The organism is Pseudomonas sp. GW823-FHT06E10, assembly GCF_058794995.1.
Genome location: NZ_JBXAHJ010000001.1, coordinates 270,533 through 287,606 on the forward strand (window position 1 = coordinate 270,533; position 17,074 = coordinate 287,606).

Sequence of the window (17,074 nt, forward strand, 5' to 3'; positions counted from 1 at the left end):
CCGAAAAAAGGGCGAAACTGAAAACGCACAGCGGGCTGATGGTTATCGTCGGAACAGGCTTGGCGACACGCGCGCTCTCCTCATGAATACGGGTTTGGGTACCGGCAATTTATACGGCTTGTCAGGTAAATCACAGACCCCTGTGGGAGCGGGCTTGCTCGCGAAAGCGGAGTGTCAGTCGACGCTGGTGCGCCTGAGACACCGCCTTCGCGAGCAAGCCCGCTCCCACAGGGTCAAGCCGCCGGTGTCAGGCAATAGTGTTCGATCAGTTGCCTTAATAGATGCACCGTAGGCTGCAAACGTGACATTTCGAGGTATTCCCCCGGCTGATGGGCGCAGGCGATATCACCCGGGCCAAGCACCAGCGTTTCACAGCCAAGACGCTGAAGATAAGGTGCTTCGGTGCCGAACGCCACTGCTTCGGCGCTGTGGCCGGTGAGCTTTTCGGCAATGCGCACCAGCTCTGCGTCCTCGGCCTGTTCGAACGGCGGCACTTCAGGGAACAACGGCGCGTAATCGATCTTGACCTGATGCCGCTCGGCAACCGGCTTGAGCTTCTGCAGGATCTCGGCGCGCAGGACCTTGGGATCCATGCCGGGCAGCGGCCGCAAATCGAATTCCAGCGAACACTGGCCGCAGATGCGGTTTGGGTTGTCGCCGCCATGGATGCAGCCGAAATTCATCGTTGGCGTCGGCACGCCAAACTGTGGATTGCGGAATTCGCGTTGCCATAACAAGCGCAGGCCACGCAGTTCACCGATGGCATCGTGCATGGCTTCCAGGGCGCTGTGGCCCAGGCGCGGGTCGGAGGAATGACCGCTCTGACCAAGGATGTCGATGCGCTCCATCATGATGCCCTTGTGCATGCGGATCGGCTTGAGCCCTGTCGGCTCGCCGATCACCGCCGCCCGCCCCAGCGGTCGCCCCGCTTCGGCCAGCGCGCGGGCACCGGACATCGAACTTTCTTCATCGCAAGTGGCGAGAATCAGCAACGGCTGTTTGAACGGCTGATCGAGCAGCGGTATGACCGCCTCGATGGCCAGGGCGAAAAAGCCCTTCATGTCGCAACTGCCCAGGCCGACCCAACGACCGTCGACTTCAGTGAGCTTCAGCGGATCGGTTTGCCACAGCGCACCGTCGAACGGCACGGTGTCGCTGTGCCCGGCCAGTACCAGGCCGCCGGGGCCGGAGCCGAAACTGGCCAGCAAGTTGAACTTGCCGGGGCTGACTTGCTGGATATCGCAGGTAAAACCCAGTTCACCGAGCCACGTCGCCAGCAGATCGATGACCGGGCGGTTGGTTTGATCGAGACTGGGTTGGGTGCAACTGACGGACGGTGCAGCGATCAACGCAGCGAATTGTTCTTTCATCGACGGCAATGGCATCGCTGACTCCCGGCACCTGAATTGAAGTCCATCATAGAACCAACCGATGACAGGAATAAACCGTCTCGGCGCGTACTAACCTTGAGTCCTGTACACTGCACGACCTTGGCAGCCACACATTCCCCCGGCTGCGCTCCCGATCCTGGATTTTCCGGCCATGCAGAAAGAAACCGAAATCAAACTCCGCGTCAGCCGCGAAACCCTCGCCGCACTGCGCGAGCACCCGTTACTGAAAAAACGCAACAAAAGTGGCTGGGAACGCCGTGAGTTGATGAATCAGTACTTCGACACGCCCGAACGTGACCTGGCCCAGGCCAAAGTCGCCCTGCGCCTGCGCAAGGATGGCGAAGAAGTGATTCAGACCCTCAAGACCCGCGGCCAGAGCGTCGCCGGTCTGTCCGTTCGTAACGAATACGACTGGAACCTGCCCAAGGCCAAGCTCGACCTGAAGAAACTCGACGGCGAATGCTGGCCCGAGGAACTGGCCGAGCTGGACAAGAAGACCCTGAAGCCAATCTTCACCACCGACTTCGTCCGCGAACGTGCGGAACTCGCCTGGGGTCGCGGCAAGACCAAAGTGGTCATCGAAGCCGCGCTGGACCTGGGTCACGTCGTGGTCGGCAAGCAGAAAGAAGAAATCTGCGAGCTGGAACTGGAACTGCGCGAAGGCGAACCGGCAGCCCTGCTGGAACTGGCCGCCGAGCTGGCCGAGAAACTGGCCCTGATGCCATGCGATATCAGCAAGGCCGAGCGCGGTTATCGCCTGTACGACGCCCACAGCTATTCGTTGAGCCTGCCGGCACCGCAAATCACCGCTGAAACGCCGCTGGACGACGCGTTCGCCGCGCTGAGCTGGCATTTGCTGGGCAGCAGTCAGCGTCTGGCCGAGCAGTATCGCTTCAACGGTCACTGGCGCCTGTTGCAGGACTGGGTCGAGTGCCTCGCGGAAATGCGCGCGCTGATCAGCAGCCTGGGCCAGGCCGCTCCGCGTCAGTCGACCCACGATCTGCGTATCGCCCTCGATGCCTTGCTGGAAGACTGGCGCCCGCTGGTCCAGGCCGGCCTGGACGATGAAGACGTGCGCAAAGCCGCGCCCGAGCAGTTCCTCGAAGAACTCGAAGACCCGCGCTGGGGCCTGTTCTCCCTGACCACCTCGCGCTGGCTGCTGGCCCGCACCTGGGCCGCCGACCGCAACACCCGTGGCAATCGCCAGGGCGCTGCGCAACTGGGCAGCTGGTTGCCGCGCCTGCTGGGCGAAGAAGCCACTTCGTTGCAACTGCAACGTTACCAGCAACAACCGGAAGACCTGGCCGAGCAACTGCCGCGCATCGAACGCATCCAGGTCTGGCTGCACCATGCGCGCAACGTGCTGGAGATCCCGGAAATGGATCGCCTGTACGGCGAGTTGAACAAGCTGGCGCAACTGGCCAACGAGTCGATCACCGACGAAGTCCTGGATGCACGTAAGCAGCAGGCGATTGCGGTGTATCAGAACCGCGCCTGGAAAATGTTGCTGCGCCTGTAATACCTTTGTGGCGAGGGAGCTTGCCCCCGTTGGACTGCGCAGCAGGCCCATTTTTGGGGTCGCTGCGCAACCCAACGGGGGCAAGCCCCCTCGCCACAAAGTCCCTCAAACATCATCAGCGCAACACCGGCAAACTGGTAGTCGACTTGATCTCCGACAACGCCACGATCGAATTGACCTCCTGAATCCCCGGCACCATCGACAGCTTCTCGAAGAAGAAGCGCTCGTACGCTTCGATGTCCGCCGTGACAATCCGCAGCAAGAAATCCACCGCCCCCATCAGCACGTAACACTCCAGCACCTCCGGAAAGCCGCGAATCGCCTCGGTGAATTCGGTGAAGTTCGAACGCCCGTGGGCATTGAGTTTCACCTCCGCGAAGATCTGCGTGTTCAGGCCGATTTTCTTGCGGTCGAGCAAGGTCACCTGGCCGCGAATGATGCCCTCCTCTTTCATCCGCTGAATCCGCCGCCAGCACGGCGATTGCGAGAGCCCCACCTGCTCGGCGATCTGTGCGCTGGAAAGCGAAGCGTCCTCTTGCAGCAAGGCGAGGATCTTGCGGTCGTAGCTGTCCAGTTCGCTATGCATAAAAAAACCCTTAACTGCGTAATAAGTGAATTGATTTATTCTTAATTCCTGCAATACAGCCAATCATAGAGAAGAAATACCCGGCACAGGATGTAAACATTTCTCCAATGATTCTGGAGCCTGACCATGCCGTATCTCGAAGCCGTGAACACCCCACCTGCCCGCGCCGATGTCTGGAACGTCGGCAACGCCCATTGCCGGGTTCGCTATCAAATGACGGCCGAGGCTGAACCGGACCTGCTGTGTCGCGCCCTCAATCTGTTCGCCCTGCAATTGCTCACGCCGGAGCAGGTCAACGCGCAGCGCCAGGACGACTGGCTGACCATCGAAGTTGTCATCGACGGTTTGAGCTGGCACCGCGCGCAAGTGATTGCGGAAAAACTTCGCAACCTGATCAGCGTCTGCTCGGTGGAGCTGCAAGAAGCTGATGCCCCATGGACCGAAGCGGTTCAAGCGGCGGGCTGAAAAACTCCGAAACGGCTTTGTCGGGTAGTGGCCCAGCGGTCAGCCGGGCCACGGCTATCCTTTGCGCACTGTCGTTCAAAAGGAGCCCGCATGTCCGTACAAATCGCCCTTCAGGACCGCTGGCTGGATCTCAATGATCTACTGCGCGAACTCGTCGCCCAGGGCTTTATCAGCCAGGATTCGGCCGAACACGCACTCAATGCCCGCCGCCGCAACGCCTCCCTTGGGCAGATGCATCCGCTGGAGTTCATTGCCAGCCAACAGCTGGACGATCTCAGCCGCCCCGGCAAACCGCTGGACCTCGAGAGCCTGACCCTGTGGCTGTCCCGGCAGGCCGGCCAGCCTTACCTGCGCATCGACCCACTGAAAATCAACGTCGCGGCCGTGACCCCGCTGATGTCCTATGCCTTCGCCCAGCGCCACAAGATCCTCGCGGTAGCCATCGACCGCGAGGCGGTAACCGTGGCCAGCGCCCAGCCTTATGTCAGCGGCTGGGAGGCTGACCTGACCCACGTGCTCAAATTGCCGATCAAGCGTGTAGTGGCCAACCCCGTGGACATCCAGCGCTTGAGCGTCGAATTCTTCCGCCTGGCCAAATCGGTCACCGGGGCGAACAGCGCCGACCCGCACGTCAGTACCCTCGGCAATTTCGAACAGCTGCTCAACCTCGGCGCCAGCGACCAGGAGCCGGACGCCAACGACGCACACATCGTCAATATCGTCGATTGGCTGTTCCAGTACGCGTTCCAGCAACGCGCCAGCGACATCCATATCGAGCCCCGGCGCGAGCAAGGCACGGTGCGCTTTCGCATCGACGGCGTGCTGCACAACGTCTATCAATTCCCGCCCCAGGTCACCATGGCCATCGTCAGTCGCCTGAAAACCCTGGGACGCATGAACGTCGCGGAGAAACGCAAACCCCAGGACGGCCGGGTGAAAACCAAGACTCCGGACGGCGGTGAAGTCGAATTGCGTTTGTCGACACTGCCCACGGCCTTCGGCGAAAAAATGGTCATGCGGATCTTCGATCCGGAAGTATTGCTCAAGGACTTCGACCAGCTTGGTTTCTCCACCGACGACCTGCGCCGCTGGCAAGACATGACCCGCCAGCCCCACGGCATCATCCTCGTCACCGGGCCGACGGGCTCGGGCAAGACCACCACCCTCTACACCACCCTGAAAAAACTGGCGACGCCGGAGGTCAACCTCTGCACCATCGAAGACCCGATTGAAATGGTCGAGCCGGCGTTCAACCAGATGCAGGTCCAGCACAACATCGACCTGACCTTCGCCGCCGGCGTGCGCGCACTGATGCGGCAAGACCCGGACATCATCATGATCGGCGAGATCCGCGACCTCGAAACCGCGGAGATGGCGATCCAGGCGGCGCTCACCGGGCACCTGGTGCTGTCGACCCTGCACACCAACGACGCGCCCAGCGCCATCAGCCGTCTTCTGGAGCTCGGCGTGCCGCATTACCTGATCAAGGCCACAGTACTTGGCGTCATGGCCCAACGACTGGTGCGAACCCTGTGCCCGCACTGCAAGGCGCCGCTGACGCTGGGCGAAGACGACTGGCAAACCCTGACCCGTCCCTGGCAAGCACCGTTGCCGGCCAATGCCCAGCGTGCCATCGGTTGCGTGGAATGCCGCGACACCGGTTATCGCGGTCGCGCCGGGGTCTACGAAATCATGCAACTGAGCGATGGCATCAAGGCGTTGATCAGTCCCGACACCGATCTGCTGGCCGTGCGGCGCCAGGCATTCAAGGAGGGCATGCGCAGCCTGCGGTTGTCAGGAGCGCAAAAGGTCGCCGCCGGGCTGACGACTATCGAGGAGATTCTGCGCGTGACTCCCCAGAGCGAGCAGAACTGAGCCTGGCTGTACTGATCCGGCATCGGCCCAGCTACACTTCAGCCATTGCAACTCCACAGATCCACACATCAACAAGGAATCGTTATGCAGATCGGTAGTGTGCTTTTGCTTTTTGTCGGCCTGGTGGTCGCCATTCTGTTCATGGGTTTCAAGGTCGTGCCCCAAGGCTTTGAATGGACCGTCGAGCGTTTCGGTCGCTACACCAACACGCTCAAGCCGGGGCTGAACGTCATCATTCCGGTCATGGACCGCATCGGTCGCAAGATGAATGTGATGGAAAGCGTGCTGGATATTCCGCCACAGGAAGTCATCACCGCCGACAACGCCACGGTGCAAATCGACGCCGTGTGCTTCTTCCAGGTGGTCAACACCGCCCAGGCGGCCTACGAGGTCAACAACCTCGAACACGCCATCCGCAATCTGCTGCAAACCAACATCCGCACCGTGCTCGGCTCGATGGAGCTCGACGCCATGCTCAGCCAGCGTGACGGGATCAACGAAAAACTGCTGCGCACTGTCGACGAAGCGACCGCGCCTTGGGGCATCAAGATCACCCGGATCGAGATCAAGGACATCAGCCCACCCGCCGACCTGATGGCGGCGATGTCGGGGCAGATGAAAGCCGAGCGAATAAAGCGTGCGCAGATCCTCGAGGCCGAGGGCCTGCGCGCCGCAGCGATCCTGACCGCCGAAGGCAAGAAGCAGGCGCAGATCCTCGAAGCCGAAGGCAGTCGCCAGGCCGCCTTCCTGGAAGCCGAAGCCCGCGAGCGGCAAGCCGCGGCAGAAGCCCAGGCCACTAAAGTCGTGTCCGAAGCCATCGCCAGCGGCAACGTGCAGGCGGTGAACTACTTCGTGGCGCAGAAGTACATCGATGCGCTGGGCAAGTTGTCCTCGGCCAACAACAGCAAGGTGATCCTGATGCCGCTGGAAGCCAGTTCGATGATCGGCGCGGTGGGCGGCATTGGCGAAATCGTCAAGGCCACTTTCGATAACAAGAAAGCCTGAGGCGCGCCATGTGGGCATTTTTGCAGCATCTTTCGTTCTGGGACTGGTTGGCGCTGGGCACGGTGCTGTTGATTCTCGAAGTGTTCGGCGCCGGCGGTTATCTGCTGTGGATCGGCATGGCCGCGGCAACCGTGGGCGTCTTGACCTTCCTGATGCCGGACCTGTCCTGGGAATGGCAGTTTCTGTTGTTCGGCCTGCTGTCGATCACCACCGCGTTGTACTGGTGGCGGCGTCAGCGCACGGCGATGCGTCCCAGTGATCAGCCGCACCTGAATCTGCGAGGCCAGGAACTGATCGGCAAAACCTTCGTGGTGCATGAAGCGATTGTCGACGGTCGCGGCAAGATCAAGGTGGCTGACGGCGTGTGGATGGCCCGCGGGCCGGACACAGCCACTGGCAGCCGCGTGCGGGTGGTCGGCCAGCAAGGCGCCATCCTGCTGGTCGAAGCGGCGGATTAAGCGACCACGGAACTCGATTGGGGGTTGGCAATCCAACCGCGTAGTCAACCCAGTGGAGTCACCCTGTCATGCGTTTCAAACTTGCTGTCGTTACCGTCGCGCTGTTGTCCCTGCCTGTCGGTTCGGCGATGGCCGATACTTTTTGGCGTAACGTTCTTACGTCCGGTGCAACCACCGGTTCGAGCTATCTGACATCCAAGGATAACAAGCTGGTCGTCGCGGCCCAGGACGATGCCAGCAGCTTCGTCGCCAGTGACGGCGGTATCCGCGGTCCGTACCTGGAAGCGGCCATGCAGAAGGTCCGCGCCGAAAACCCGGGCCTGCAAGCCACGGACATGGAACTGGCGAACGCGATCCTGGCGAAGAATGCCGTGGCTTCGGAATAAGCGTTGCGAATAAAAAATGCCGCTCAATTGAGCGGCATTTTTTTGCCTGGCGAACGCAAATCTCATGTTCACCGAGCCCCCCTGTGGGAGCGAGCTTGCTCGCGATAGCGGTGGATCAGTAAAAACTTCATTGACTGTCACACCGCAATCGCGAGCAAGCTCGCTCCCACAGGGGTTATGTACAACCTGGGAAGTCAGCGGTAATCATCCACCGGCACACACGCACAAAACAGGTTCCGGTCCCCATACACGTTGTCCACCCGGTTCACCACCGGCCAGTATTTGTGAGCCTTGGTGTGCGCGTCCGGCGTGACCGCTTGCACGATGCTGTAGGGTCGCTCCCACACGCCGGTGATATCGGCCAACGTATGCGGCGCACCTTTCAACGGGTTTTCTTCAGCCGGCCAATTACCGTTCTGCACCTCGTTGATTTCCGCGCGGATGCTCAGCATCGCCCCGATGAACCGGTCCAGCTCCGCCTTCGATTCACTTTCGGTCGGCTCGACCATCAGCGTCCCCGGCACGGGAAACGACATGGTCGGGGCATGGAAGCCGTAATCCATCAGACGCTTGGCCACGTCCTCCTCGGTAATGCCGGTCAACGCCTTGAGCGGTCGCAGGTCGAGGATGCATTCGTGGGCCACCCGTTCGTTGCGCCCGGTATAGAGCACCGGGAAAGCACCGGACAAATGCCGCGCCAGGTAATTCGCGGCCAGGATCGCCACTTCGCTGGCGTCCGCCAGTTGCGGCCCCATCATGGCGATGTACATCCAGCTGATCGGCAGAATGCTTGCGCTGCCCCAAGGCGCTGCGCTGACGGCGCCATTTTGCGGGTGCGGCCCATCGATTGGCACCACCGGATGGTTGGCCACGAACGGCGCCAGATGTGCCCGAACACCAATCGGCCCCATGCCCGGCCCACCGCCACCATGGGGAATGCAGAAGGTCTTGTGCAGGTTCATGTGCGAGACATCGGCACCAATATCGGCCGGCCGCGCCAACCCCACCTGAGCGTTGAGGTTGGCGCCATCCATGTACACCTGCCCCCCGTGCTGGTGGATCACCTCACAGATTTCGCTGATGCCCTCCTCATACACCCCATGAGTCGAAGGGTAGGTCGCCATCAGGCAGGCGAGTTTTTCGGCGGCCTGCGCGGCTTTTTCCTTGAGGTCATCCAGGTCGACGTTGCCCGCCTCGTCGCACTCGACGATCACCACGCGCATCCCGGCCATTTGCGCCGACGCGGGATTGGTGCCGTGAGCCGACGAAGGAATCAGGCAGATATCGCGGCCGCCCTGTTGCCGGCTCTCATGGTATTTGCGGATCGCCAGCAGCCCGGCGTATTCGCCCTGGGCACCGGAGTTGGGTTGCATGCAGATCGCGTCGAAACCGGTGATCGCGCACAACCAGCGCTCCAGTTCCTCGATCATCAGCCCATAACCGGCGGCCTGTTCCTTGGGCACGAACGGGTGCAGGTTGGCGAACTGCGGCCAGGTAATCGGGATCATCTCGCTGGTGGCGTTGAGCTTCATGGTGCAGGAGCCCAACGGGATCATCGATTGATTGAGCGCCAGGTCCTTGTTTTCCAGCTGCTTGAGGTAGCGCAGCATCTCGGTTTCGCTGTGATGGGCGCTGAACACGGGGTGACGCAGATAAGGTGAGGTTCGCGCCAGCCCCTGGGGAATTCCGCCAGGCAAGACTTCGGCATCCAGGTCGTCGATGCTGAGCCCGTGATCGGCCCCCAGGAACACGTCGAACAGCTTCGCCACGGTGCCTTCGTCGCAGGTTTCGTCGAGGCTCAAGCCCAGCTGGCCGCGCCCGAGAATGCGCAGGTTGATCTGTGCGGCCCGGGCACTTTCGATGATCGCGGTCTGGGTCCCGCCGACTTCCAGCGTCAAGGTGTCGAAGAAGTGCCGGTTGACCCGGGTGATACCGTTGCGTTCAAGCCCGGCGGCAAGGATGCAGGTCAGCCGATGAACCCGCTGGGCAATTCGCTTGAGCCCTTCGGGGCCGTGGTAGACCGCATAGAAACTGGCGATATTGGCCAGCAGCACCTGGGCCGTGCAGATGTTGGAGTTGGCCTTCTCCCGGCGGATGTGTTGCTCGCGGGTTTGCAGGGCCATGCGCAGGGCGGTGTTGCCCCGCGCATCTTTCGAAACACCGATGATCCGCCCGGGAATCGCGCGCTTGTATTCATCGCGGCTGGCAAAAAATGCTGCATGAGGCCCGCCGTAGCCCATGGGCACGCCAAATCGCTGGGACGAGCCGAACACCACATCGGCACCCAGTTCACCCGGTGGAGTCAACAACAACAGGCTCAGCAAATCCGTGGCGACACAGGCCAGGGCCTGTTGCGCGTGCAGGTGATCAATCAGCGGTCGCAGGTCGTGGATTTCACCGTGGGTGTCAGGGTATTGCAGCAGCGCGCCGAACACCTGGTGCCGCTTCAAGTTATCCACAGTATCGACGATCAGATCGAAGCCGAAACCTTCAGCGCGGGTCTGCACCACGGAAATGGTTTGCGGGTGGCAGTTTTCGTCGACAAAGAACAGGTTGCTTTTGGACTTGGCGACCCGCTTGGCCAGGGCCATGGCCTCCGCCGCGGCGGTGGCTTCATCGAGCAGCGAGGCATTGGCCAGTTCCAGGCCGGTCAGGTCGATGGTCAGTTGCTGGAAGTTCAGCAGCGCTTCAAGTCGCCCTTGGGCGATCTCTGGCTGATAGGGGGTGTACGCGGTGTACCAGCCGGGATTTTCCAGCACATTACGCAGAATGACCGCCGGTGTGAGGGTGCCGTGATAGCCCATGCCGATCAGGCTGGTCCAGACCTGGTTCTGCTCGGCATAACCGCGCAGCTTGGCCAGCGCGGCCTCTTCATCAAGTGCCGGGGGCAGGTCCAACGGTCGGTTGAGGCGGATGCCCGGCGGCACCGTCTGCTCGATCAAATCGACCCGACTGCCCAGGCCGAGGCTGTCGAGCATCGCCTGTTGCTCGGCGGCATCGGGCCCGAGGTGGCGGCGCAGAAAGGCATTGGGGTCGCGTAACTGGCTCAGGGACGGCAATTGGGACATGACGGGCTCTCTCTTGACTGGCGCTCAGCGTCGATGCAACACGGTCAAACCAGCATAGCAGCCACTCTGTAGGAGCGAGCTTGCTCGCGATGACCCCGAGTGCGCCGCGGGGTCTCAGGTTGCAGCGTTATCGTTAACAACCATCGCGAGCAAGCTCGCTCCTACAAGGGAAATTCGCCAGACAACAAAAAGCCCCGACGAGTCGGGGCTTTGGATGACGCTGAAGGCTTACTCGCCGATGGCGGCCTTGTAGCCGGCGGCATCCAGCAGTTTTTCAAGTTCGGCGGTGTCGCTTGGCTTGAGCTTGAAGATCCACGCGCCGTACGGGTCGCTGTTGAGCAGTTCCGGCGAAGCGCTCAAGTCTTCGTTGACCGCGATCACTTCACCGGCAATCGGGGAGTAGATGTCGGAAGCGGCTTTGACCGATTCAACGACACCCGACTGATCACCGGCAGCAAACACGTTGCCGACTTCAGTCAGCTCGACGAACACCACATCACCCAGCGCTTCCTGCGCGTGATCGCTGATGCCCACGGTGACGGTGCCATCGGCTTCCAGACGTGCCCATTCGTGACTTTCGGCAAAACGCAGGTCGGCAGGGATATCGCTCATGTTCTGTGTCCTCAGGAAATGGTCGGCGGTCATGTCCGCCAGAAAAGATTAGATCAAGGTTTTGCCGTGGCGTACGAAGGTCGGTTTGACCACCCGGACCGGGTACCACTTGCCACGGATTTCCACTTCAGCGCGGTCGGCTGTTGCCATCGGCACGCGCGCCAGTGCAATCGACTTGCTTAGCGTAGGAGAGAAACTACCACTGGTGATCTCCCCTTCGCCAACATCGGCGATGCGGACCACCTGATGAGCACGCAAAACACCACGCTCCTCAAGGACCAGACCGACCAGTTTGTGCTGTACACCGGCGGCCTGCTCGGTTTCCAGCGCCTTGCGCCCGATGAACTGCCGGGTGGCAGGTTCCCAGGCGATACTCCAGGCCATATTGGAGGCCAAGGGTGAAATATCCTGCTGGATGTCCTGACCGTAAAGGTTCATGCCGGCTTCGACCCGCAAGGTATCCCGCGCGCCGAGGCCGATGGGAGAAATCCCGGCGCCGACCAGATCGTTGAAAAAGCCTGGCGCCTGATCGGCCGGCAGAATGATTTCCAGGCCGTCTTCGCCGGTATAACCGGTGCGTGCGATGAACCAGTCACCATCGGACAGGCCTTCGAAAGGCTTGAGGAGCTGGATCAGGTTGCCGCGGGACTGACTGACCAATTCGGCAATTTTCTGCCGGGCGTGGGGGCCCTGGATGGCCAGCATCGCCAACTCGGTACGCTCGCGAAGTTGCACATCGAAACCGTCGAGATGCGCTTGCATCCAAGCCATGTCCTGATCGCGGGTGGAGGCGTTGACCACCAGGCGATAACCCTCATCGAGACGGTAGACGATCATGTCGTCGACAATCCCGCCCTGCTCGTTGAGCATGGTGCTGTACAACGCACGGCCTGGGCTGTGCAGGCGTTCGACATCATTGGCCAGTAAATGCCGGAGCCAGGCTTTGGCCTGGGCGCCACCGACATCGATTACGGTCATGTGGGATACATCGAAGACACCGCAATCGCGGCGCACCTGATGGTGTTCCTCGACCTGCGATCCATAATGCAGAGGCATGTCCCAACCGCCAAAATCGACCATCTTCGCGCCGAGTGCGAGATGAAGGTCATACAGAGGCGTACGCTGTCCCATGGGTTTCTCCTTCCGGGCGTGGCGAAGATGCGGGCAGGTGCTGCACGGACTGAATGCCTTGAAACAAAGGGCCTTCAGCCGATTTCAGCTACCTGGTCTGTCAGACGGACCGCACCGAATGCCGCGCATTGTAGCCGCAAGGTGTAGGACTGACACCTAGCTGTTTCGATGTGCTGAGCGTCGGATCAATCCGATGACCGGTAACAGCCCGACCAGTACCAGGGTCAATGCCGGCAAAGACGCCCGCGCCCATTCGCCTTCGCTGGTCATTTCGAAGATTCGCACCGCCAGCGTGTCCCAGCCAAACGGGCGCATCAGCAAGGTTGCGGGCATTTCCTTGAGCACATCGACGAACACCAGCAGCGCGGCGCTCAACGTGCCGGGTAGCAATAATGGCAGATACACTTTGAAAAACAGTCGTGGCCCACTGACGCCAAGGCTACGTGCCGCTTCGGGCAAAGATGGCCGTATACGCGCCAGGCTGCTTTCCAGCGGTCCGTAAGCCACCGCAATGAATCGCACCAGATAGGCCAGCAACAATGCCGACAGGCTGCCCAGCAGCAGCGGCTTGCCCGCACCACCGAGCCAGCTCGAGAGCGGGATCACCAGTTCGCGGTCCAGGTAACTGAACGCGAGCATGATCGACACCGCCAGCACCGAACCGGGCAAGGCGTAGCCCAGGTTGGCCAGACTGACCCCGGAACGAATGACCCGGGTGGGCGCCAGTCGTCGGGCAAACGCCAGTAACAAGGCGGCGCTGACGGTGATCAACGCCGCCATACCCCCCAGGTACAAGGTATGGACGATCAACCCGGTGTAGCGCTCGTCGAGATCGAAGCGCCCACGCAGCCAGAACCACACCACCAATTGCAGCATCGGGATAACGAAAGCACAGGCGAACACCAGGCAGCACCACATCGTGGCCGCCAGTGCCTTGACGCCTCGCAGGTGATACAGCGCCTTGACCCGTGGTCGCTCGTTACTCGCCCGGTTCGCCCCACGGGCACGCCGTTCGCCGTAGAGCACGAGCATCACCACCAGCAATAACAGGCTGGCCAGTTGCGCGGCGGACGACAGGCTGAAAAAACCGTACCAGGTCTTGTAGATGGCCGTGGTGAAGGTATCGAAGTTGAATACCGACACTGCGCCGAAGTCCGCCAGGGTTTCCATCAGTGCCAATGCCACGCCCGCACCGATGGCTGGCCGCGCCATGGGCAATGCCACCCGCCAGAACGCTTGCCAGGGCGATTGACCAAGGACCCGCGCGGCTTCCATCAGGCCTTTGCCCTGGGCGAGGAAGGCGGTGCGCGCCAGCAGGTAAACATAGGGATAAAAGACCAGCACGAGCACGACGATCACGCCACCCGTGGAGCGCACGCGCGGCAGCCGCAGGCCACTGCCAAACCACTCGCGCAGCAGGGTTTGCACGGGCCCGGCAAAATCCAGCAGGCCGACGAAGACGAAGGCCAGCACATAGGCAGGGATCGCGAAGGGCAGCATCAATGCCCAGTCCAGCCAGCGCCGACCGGGGAATTCGCAAAGGCTGGTAAGCCAGGCCAGGCTGACACCCAGGACTGTCACGCCGACACCGACGCCTAGCACCAGGGTCAGGGTATTGCCCAGCAAACGCGGCATCTGCGTGTCCCAGAGATGAGACCAGATCTGTTGATCGATGGTTTGCCAGGACAGCAGCAGCACGCTCAGGGGCAACAGGACCAGCGCAGCAATGGCGAAGACGACTGGATACCAGCGGCGTTGGGCGGGATGGGCCACAGGCTTGGTTCTCTACTATCTAATGGATGAGATCGACACTGGCAGGAGCGAGCTCGCTTGCGAAAAACGTCAACGATAATGCGGGAAGCCTGACGGTCCGCGGCGCCCTGACGTTCATCGCGAGCAAGCTCGCTCCTACAGCGTCAGGGGTGCGTAACGCAAAAACAAACGCCCCGCCTAGGCGGGGCGCAGCATAACAGCTGGCTCAGTTCCAGCCAGCCTTGTCCATCATGCGAATCGCCTCAGCCTGGCGCTTGCCGGCGATTTCCACAGGCAAGGTATCAGCAATGAACTTGCCCCATGCGGCGACTTCAGCCGATGGCTGCACGGCCGGATTCGCCGGGAACTCCTGGTTCACGTCGGCAAAGATTTTCTGCGCTTCAGGGGTGGTCATCCACTCCACCAGAGCCTTGGCCGCTTCCGGGTGTGGCGCGTGTTGTGTCAGGCCGATACCCGACAGGTTGATGTGTACGCCACGGTCAGCCTGGTTCGGCCAGAACAGTTTCACCGGCAGGTCTGGCTTCTGCTTGTGCAGGCGGCCGTAGTAGTAGGTGTTGACGATACCGACGTCACACTGGCCGGCGTTGATCGCTTCCAGTACGGCGGTGTCGTCGGAGAACACGTCGGTGGACAGGTTCCTGACCCAGCCCTTGAGGATCTCCTCGGTCTTCCCGGCGCCGTGCACTTCGATCATGGTCGCGGTCAGGGACTGGTTGTAGACCTTCTTCGCCGTGCGCAGGCACAGGCGGCCTTCCCATTGTTTGTCGGCCAGCGCTTCGTAGGTGGTCAGTTCACCCGGCTTCACCCGATCTGTGGAGTAGGCAATGGTCCGCGCCCGCAGGCTCAGGCCGGTCCAGGCGTGGGAGGCTGCCCGGTATTGCAGCGGAATATTGGTGTCGATGGTTTTCGAGGTGAACGGCTGGAGGATGCCCATCTGCTCGGCTTGCCAGAGGTTGCCGGCATCGACGGTGAGCAGCAGGTCGGCCGGCGTATTCGCGCCCTCGGCCTTGAGCCGCTGCATCAGCGGCGCTTCCTTGTCGGTGATGAACTTCACCTTCACGCCGGTCTTGGCGGTGTAGGCATCGAATACTGGCTTGATCAGCTCGTCGATTCGCGAGGAGTAGACCACCACTTCGTCAGCGGCCTGGGCGGCGGTGCTGCCGATCAGGGTCAAGGCCAGTGCAGTCAGTAGACGCTTCGGTGCCAACATGGGAGCGGTCTCTCGATTGAAAAATGAGGACAAATGATAAGGACTCACATTTAGCTTCTCAATCGAACCCGCTTGCGGAGGAGTTACCAGATGTTGCACAAGCTGGAATATTGGGTGGCCGAACTGCCGACATCGCGAGCAAGCTCGCTCCCACAGGGTTCTCCAGCGTTCACACAAATTGCATTAACACCTGAATTCCTGTGGGAGCGAGCTTGCTCGCGAAGGGGCCCTTAACCTCAACAGAAATCTCAGGCCTTGGCGAGTGCCGGCAAATCCCCGGTCAACCCCAGCGCTTCACGCACGAACAACGCCTTGGCTTCCGGCATTTTCTCCACCATTTTCAACCCGGTATTACGCAACCAGCGCACCGGCAACGGATCGGCCTGGAACAACCGCTCGAAGCCTTCCATCGCCGCCATCAGCGCCAGGTTGTGGGGCATGCGTCGACGCTCGTAACGGCTGAGGACTTTCACATCCGCCAGGCGTTCGCCACGTGTTGCCGCTTGCAGCAACACTTCGGCCAGCACGGCGGCATCGAGGAATCCGAGATTCACCCCCTGCCCGGCCAACGGGTGAATGGTGTGGGCCGCGTCGCCGATCAATGCCAGGCCTTCAGCCACATACCGCTTGGCATGCCGCTGACGCAGGGGCACACACAGGCGCGGATCGGCGCTCAGTACTTCGCCGAGCCGACCTTCAAAGGCCCGCTCCAATGCCTTGCAGAAACCTTGATCATCCATCGCCATCAGACGTTCGGCTTCGCCGGGTGTGGTCGACCAGACGATCGAACACCAATTCTGTTGGCCGTCCCGCTCAAGGGGCAGAAACGCCAACGGGCCGGTGTCGGTGAAACGCTGCCAGGCCGTCATTTGATGCGGTTTGGCGCAACGCACGCTGGTGACGATGGCATGGTGCATATAATCCCATTCGCGGGTCGCCACTCCGGCCAGACGTCGCACCGCCGAGTTGGCGCCATCTGCCGCGATCACCAGCGGCGCGCGCAGGGTGCGGCCATCGGCCAGGGTCAGCAGCCAGTCATCGCCGGAGCGGCGCATCTGCTCCAGGCGAGCATTGGCCAGCAACCCCAGGTCGCAATCGTGCAGGCGCTCGAGCAAGGCATCCTGGACCACGCGGTTCTCGACGATATGCCCCAGCACCTCGGCATGCACGCTGGGCGCCGAGAAGTGGATTTGCCCGGTGCCGCTGCCATCCCAGACCTGCATGTCGGTGTAGGGGCTGCTGCGCCGCCCGGCGATGCCGTCCCACACGCCCAGGCGCTCGAGAATCCGCTGGCTGGCGGCCGACAAGGCGCTCACCCGCGGCTCAAACGCTGCCTGAGCGTTGAACGGTTTGACGCTCATGGGGCTGCCGTCCAGCAGCAGGACTTCCAGCCCGCTGTCCTGCAACGCCAGCGCCAGGGCGCTGCCGACCATTCCGGCCCCGACAATCAGCAGATCTGCGCGCATTTCCATGCTTTAAGCCTGTCTCTCTTGCGGCTCGAGCCGCACGTAAAGGGTTTTCCCGACCCGCGCCACCCAGTGGCCGGCGCTGTCATGAATGTCGAACCTGCAAGGCAGGTATTTTATCAATCGCGC

14 protein-coding genes and 1 pseudogene are annotated in these 17,074 nt (G+C 61.4%); 6 read left to right on the top strand and 9 right to left on the bottom strand.

Going from position 1 to position 17,074, the window contains the following annotated elements; all coding sequences use genetic code 11:
- Positions 1–233: 233 nt before the first annotated feature.
- Positions 234–1,385: an acetylornithine deacetylase gene (argE, locus tag AC1Q6Y_RS01225; protein WP_223500682.1), complete on the bottom strand. Its 1,152-nt coding sequence runs from the start codon at positions 1,383–1,385 to the stop codon at positions 234–236.
- 157 nt (positions 1,386–1,542) lie between these two features.
- Here argE and AC1Q6Y_RS01230 point away from each other — a divergent pair, with 157 nt between their 5' ends.
- Complete coding sequence (locus tag AC1Q6Y_RS01230) at positions 1,543–2,910, top strand: CYTH domain-containing protein (protein ID WP_057712836.1); 1,368 nt, start codon at positions 1,543–1,545, stop codon at positions 2,908–2,910.
- A 115-nt stretch (positions 2,911–3,025) separates the two neighbouring features.
- On the opposite strand, the gene AC1Q6Y_RS01235 is transcribed toward AC1Q6Y_RS01230, so the two are convergent.
- Positions 3,026–3,496: an Lrp/AsnC family transcriptional regulator gene (locus tag AC1Q6Y_RS01235; protein WP_090452054.1), complete on the bottom strand. Its 471-nt coding sequence runs from the start codon at positions 3,494–3,496 to the stop codon at positions 3,026–3,028.
- A 126-nt stretch (positions 3,497–3,622) separates the two neighbouring features.
- On the opposite strand from AC1Q6Y_RS01235, the gene AC1Q6Y_RS01240 reads away from it, so the two are divergent.
- From AC1Q6Y_RS01240 to AC1Q6Y_RS01260, 5 genes are all read left to right on the top strand, one after another.
- On the top strand, positions 3,623–3,961 hold the full coding sequence (locus AC1Q6Y_RS01240; protein WP_057712835.1) for an ACT-like domain-containing protein: 339 nt from the start codon (positions 3,623–3,625) through the stop codon (positions 3,959–3,961).
- Between the two features lie 90 nt (positions 3,962–4,051).
- On the top strand, positions 4,052–5,836 hold the full coding sequence (gene tfpB, locus AC1Q6Y_RS01245; protein WP_492623933.1) for a type IV pilus assembly ATPase TfpB: 1,785 nt from the start codon (positions 4,052–4,054) through the stop codon (positions 5,834–5,836).
- An 84-nt stretch (positions 5,837–5,920) separates the two neighbouring features.
- The gene (locus AC1Q6Y_RS01250) at positions 5,921–6,841 is read left to right on the top strand and encodes an SPFH domain-containing protein (protein ID WP_057712833.1); all 921 of its coding nucleotides are present in this window, start codon (positions 5,921–5,923) and stop codon (positions 6,839–6,841) included.
- Positions 6,842–6,849: 8 nt separating this feature from the next.
- The gene (locus AC1Q6Y_RS01255; RefSeq protein ID WP_057712832.1) at positions 6,850–7,299 is read left to right on the top strand and encodes an NfeD family protein; all 450 of its coding nucleotides are present in this window, start codon (positions 6,850–6,852) and stop codon (positions 7,297–7,299) included.
- A gap of 68 nt (positions 7,300–7,367) precedes the next feature.
- Positions 7,368–7,685, top strand: a complete 318-nt coding sequence (locus AC1Q6Y_RS01260) for a DUF2388 domain-containing protein (RefSeq protein ID WP_223500669.1) — start codon at positions 7,368–7,370, stop codon at positions 7,683–7,685.
- A gap of 194 nt (positions 7,686–7,879) precedes the next feature.
- Here the strand turns inward: AC1Q6Y_RS01260 and gcvP are convergent, their stop codons facing one another.
- The 7 genes and pseudogenes from gcvP to AC1Q6Y_RS01295 all read right to left on the bottom strand — a co-directional run.
- On the bottom strand, positions 7,880–10,753 hold the full coding sequence (gcvP, locus tag AC1Q6Y_RS01265; RefSeq protein WP_492623934.1) for an aminomethyl-transferring glycine dehydrogenase: 2,874 nt from the start codon (positions 10,751–10,753) through the stop codon (positions 7,880–7,882).
- A 228-nt stretch (positions 10,754–10,981) separates the two neighbouring features.
- A complete protein-coding gene (gene gcvH / locus AC1Q6Y_RS01270; protein WP_223500658.1) occupies positions 10,982–11,365 on the bottom strand; it encodes a glycine cleavage system protein GcvH in 384 nt (127 codons plus the stop codon).
- Between the two features lie 48 nt (positions 11,366–11,413).
- The gene (gene gcvT, locus AC1Q6Y_RS01275) at positions 11,414–12,496 is read right to left on the bottom strand and encodes a glycine cleavage system aminomethyltransferase GcvT (protein ID WP_492623935.1); all 1,083 of its coding nucleotides are present in this window, start codon (positions 12,494–12,496) and stop codon (positions 11,414–11,416) included.
- A 156-nt stretch (positions 12,497–12,652) separates the two neighbouring features.
- Positions 12,653–14,269, bottom strand: a complete 1,617-nt coding sequence (locus tag AC1Q6Y_RS01280) for an ABC transporter permease (RefSeq protein WP_492623936.1) — start codon at positions 14,267–14,269, stop codon at positions 12,653–12,655.
- A gap of 205 nt (positions 14,270–14,474) precedes the next feature.
- Positions 14,475–15,479 carry an extracellular solute-binding protein gene (locus AC1Q6Y_RS01285; protein ID WP_057712826.1) on the bottom strand — a complete coding sequence of 335 codons (1,005 nt, stop codon included), beginning with the start codon at positions 15,477–15,479 and terminating at the stop codon, positions 14,475–14,477.
- Between the two features lie 248 nt (positions 15,480–15,727).
- Positions 15,728–16,945, bottom strand: coding sequence for a 2-octaprenyl-3-methyl-6-methoxy-1,4-benzoquinol hydroxylase (locus AC1Q6Y_RS01290; protein WP_492624018.1), 1,218 nt, complete (start codon positions 16,943–16,945; stop codon positions 15,728–15,730).
- A gap of 9 nt (positions 16,946–16,954) precedes the next feature.
- Positions 16,955–17,062, bottom strand: a pseudogene (locus AC1Q6Y_RS01295) (tetrameric acyl-CoA thioesterase); the annotation flags it as partial.
- Between the last annotated feature and the right edge of the window lie 12 nt (positions 17,063–17,074).

Excerpts from the sequence above, each read along its gene's own strand:
- argE (WP_223500682.1), bottom strand. The coding sequence starts at position 1,385 with ATGCCATTGCCGTCGATGAAAGAACAATTCGCTGCGTTGATCGCTGCA.
- AC1Q6Y_RS01230 (WP_057712836.1), top strand. The coding sequence starts at position 1,543 with ATGCAGAAAGAAACCGAAATCAAACTCCGCGTCAGCCGCGAAACCCTC.
- AC1Q6Y_RS01235 (WP_090452054.1), bottom strand. The coding sequence starts at position 3,496 with ATGCATAGCGAACTGGACAGCTACGACCGCAAGATCCTCGCCTTGCTG.
- AC1Q6Y_RS01240 (WP_057712835.1), top strand. The coding sequence starts at position 3,623 with ATGCCGTATCTCGAAGCCGTGAACACCCCACCTGCCCGCGCCGATGTC.
- tfpB (WP_492623933.1), top strand. The coding sequence starts at position 4,052 with ATGTCCGTACAAATCGCCCTTCAGGACCGCTGGCTGGATCTCAATGAT.
- AC1Q6Y_RS01250 (WP_057712833.1), top strand. The coding sequence starts at position 5,921 with ATGCAGATCGGTAGTGTGCTTTTGCTTTTTGTCGGCCTGGTGGTCGCC.
- AC1Q6Y_RS01255 (WP_057712832.1), top strand. The coding sequence starts at position 6,850 with ATGTGGGCATTTTTGCAGCATCTTTCGTTCTGGGACTGGTTGGCGCTG.
- AC1Q6Y_RS01260 (WP_223500669.1), top strand. The coding sequence starts at position 7,368 with ATGCGTTTCAAACTTGCTGTCGTTACCGTCGCGCTGTTGTCCCTGCCT.
- gcvP (WP_492623934.1), bottom strand. The coding sequence starts at position 10,753 with ATGTCCCAATTGCCGTCCCTGAGCCAGTTACGCGACCCCAATGCCTTT.
- gcvH (WP_223500658.1), bottom strand. The coding sequence starts at position 11,365 with ATGAGCGATATCCCTGCCGACCTGCGTTTTGCCGAAAGTCACGAATGG.
- gcvT (WP_492623935.1), bottom strand. The coding sequence starts at position 12,496 with ATGGGACAGCGTACGCCTCTGTATGACCTTCATCTCGCACTCGGCGCG.
- AC1Q6Y_RS01285 (WP_057712826.1), bottom strand. The coding sequence starts at position 15,479 with ATGTTGGCACCGAAGCGTCTACTGACTGCACTGGCCTTGACCCTGATC.
- AC1Q6Y_RS01290 (WP_492624018.1), bottom strand. The coding sequence starts at position 16,945 with ATGCGCGCAGATCTGCTGATTGTCGGGGCCGGAATGGTCGGCAGCGCC.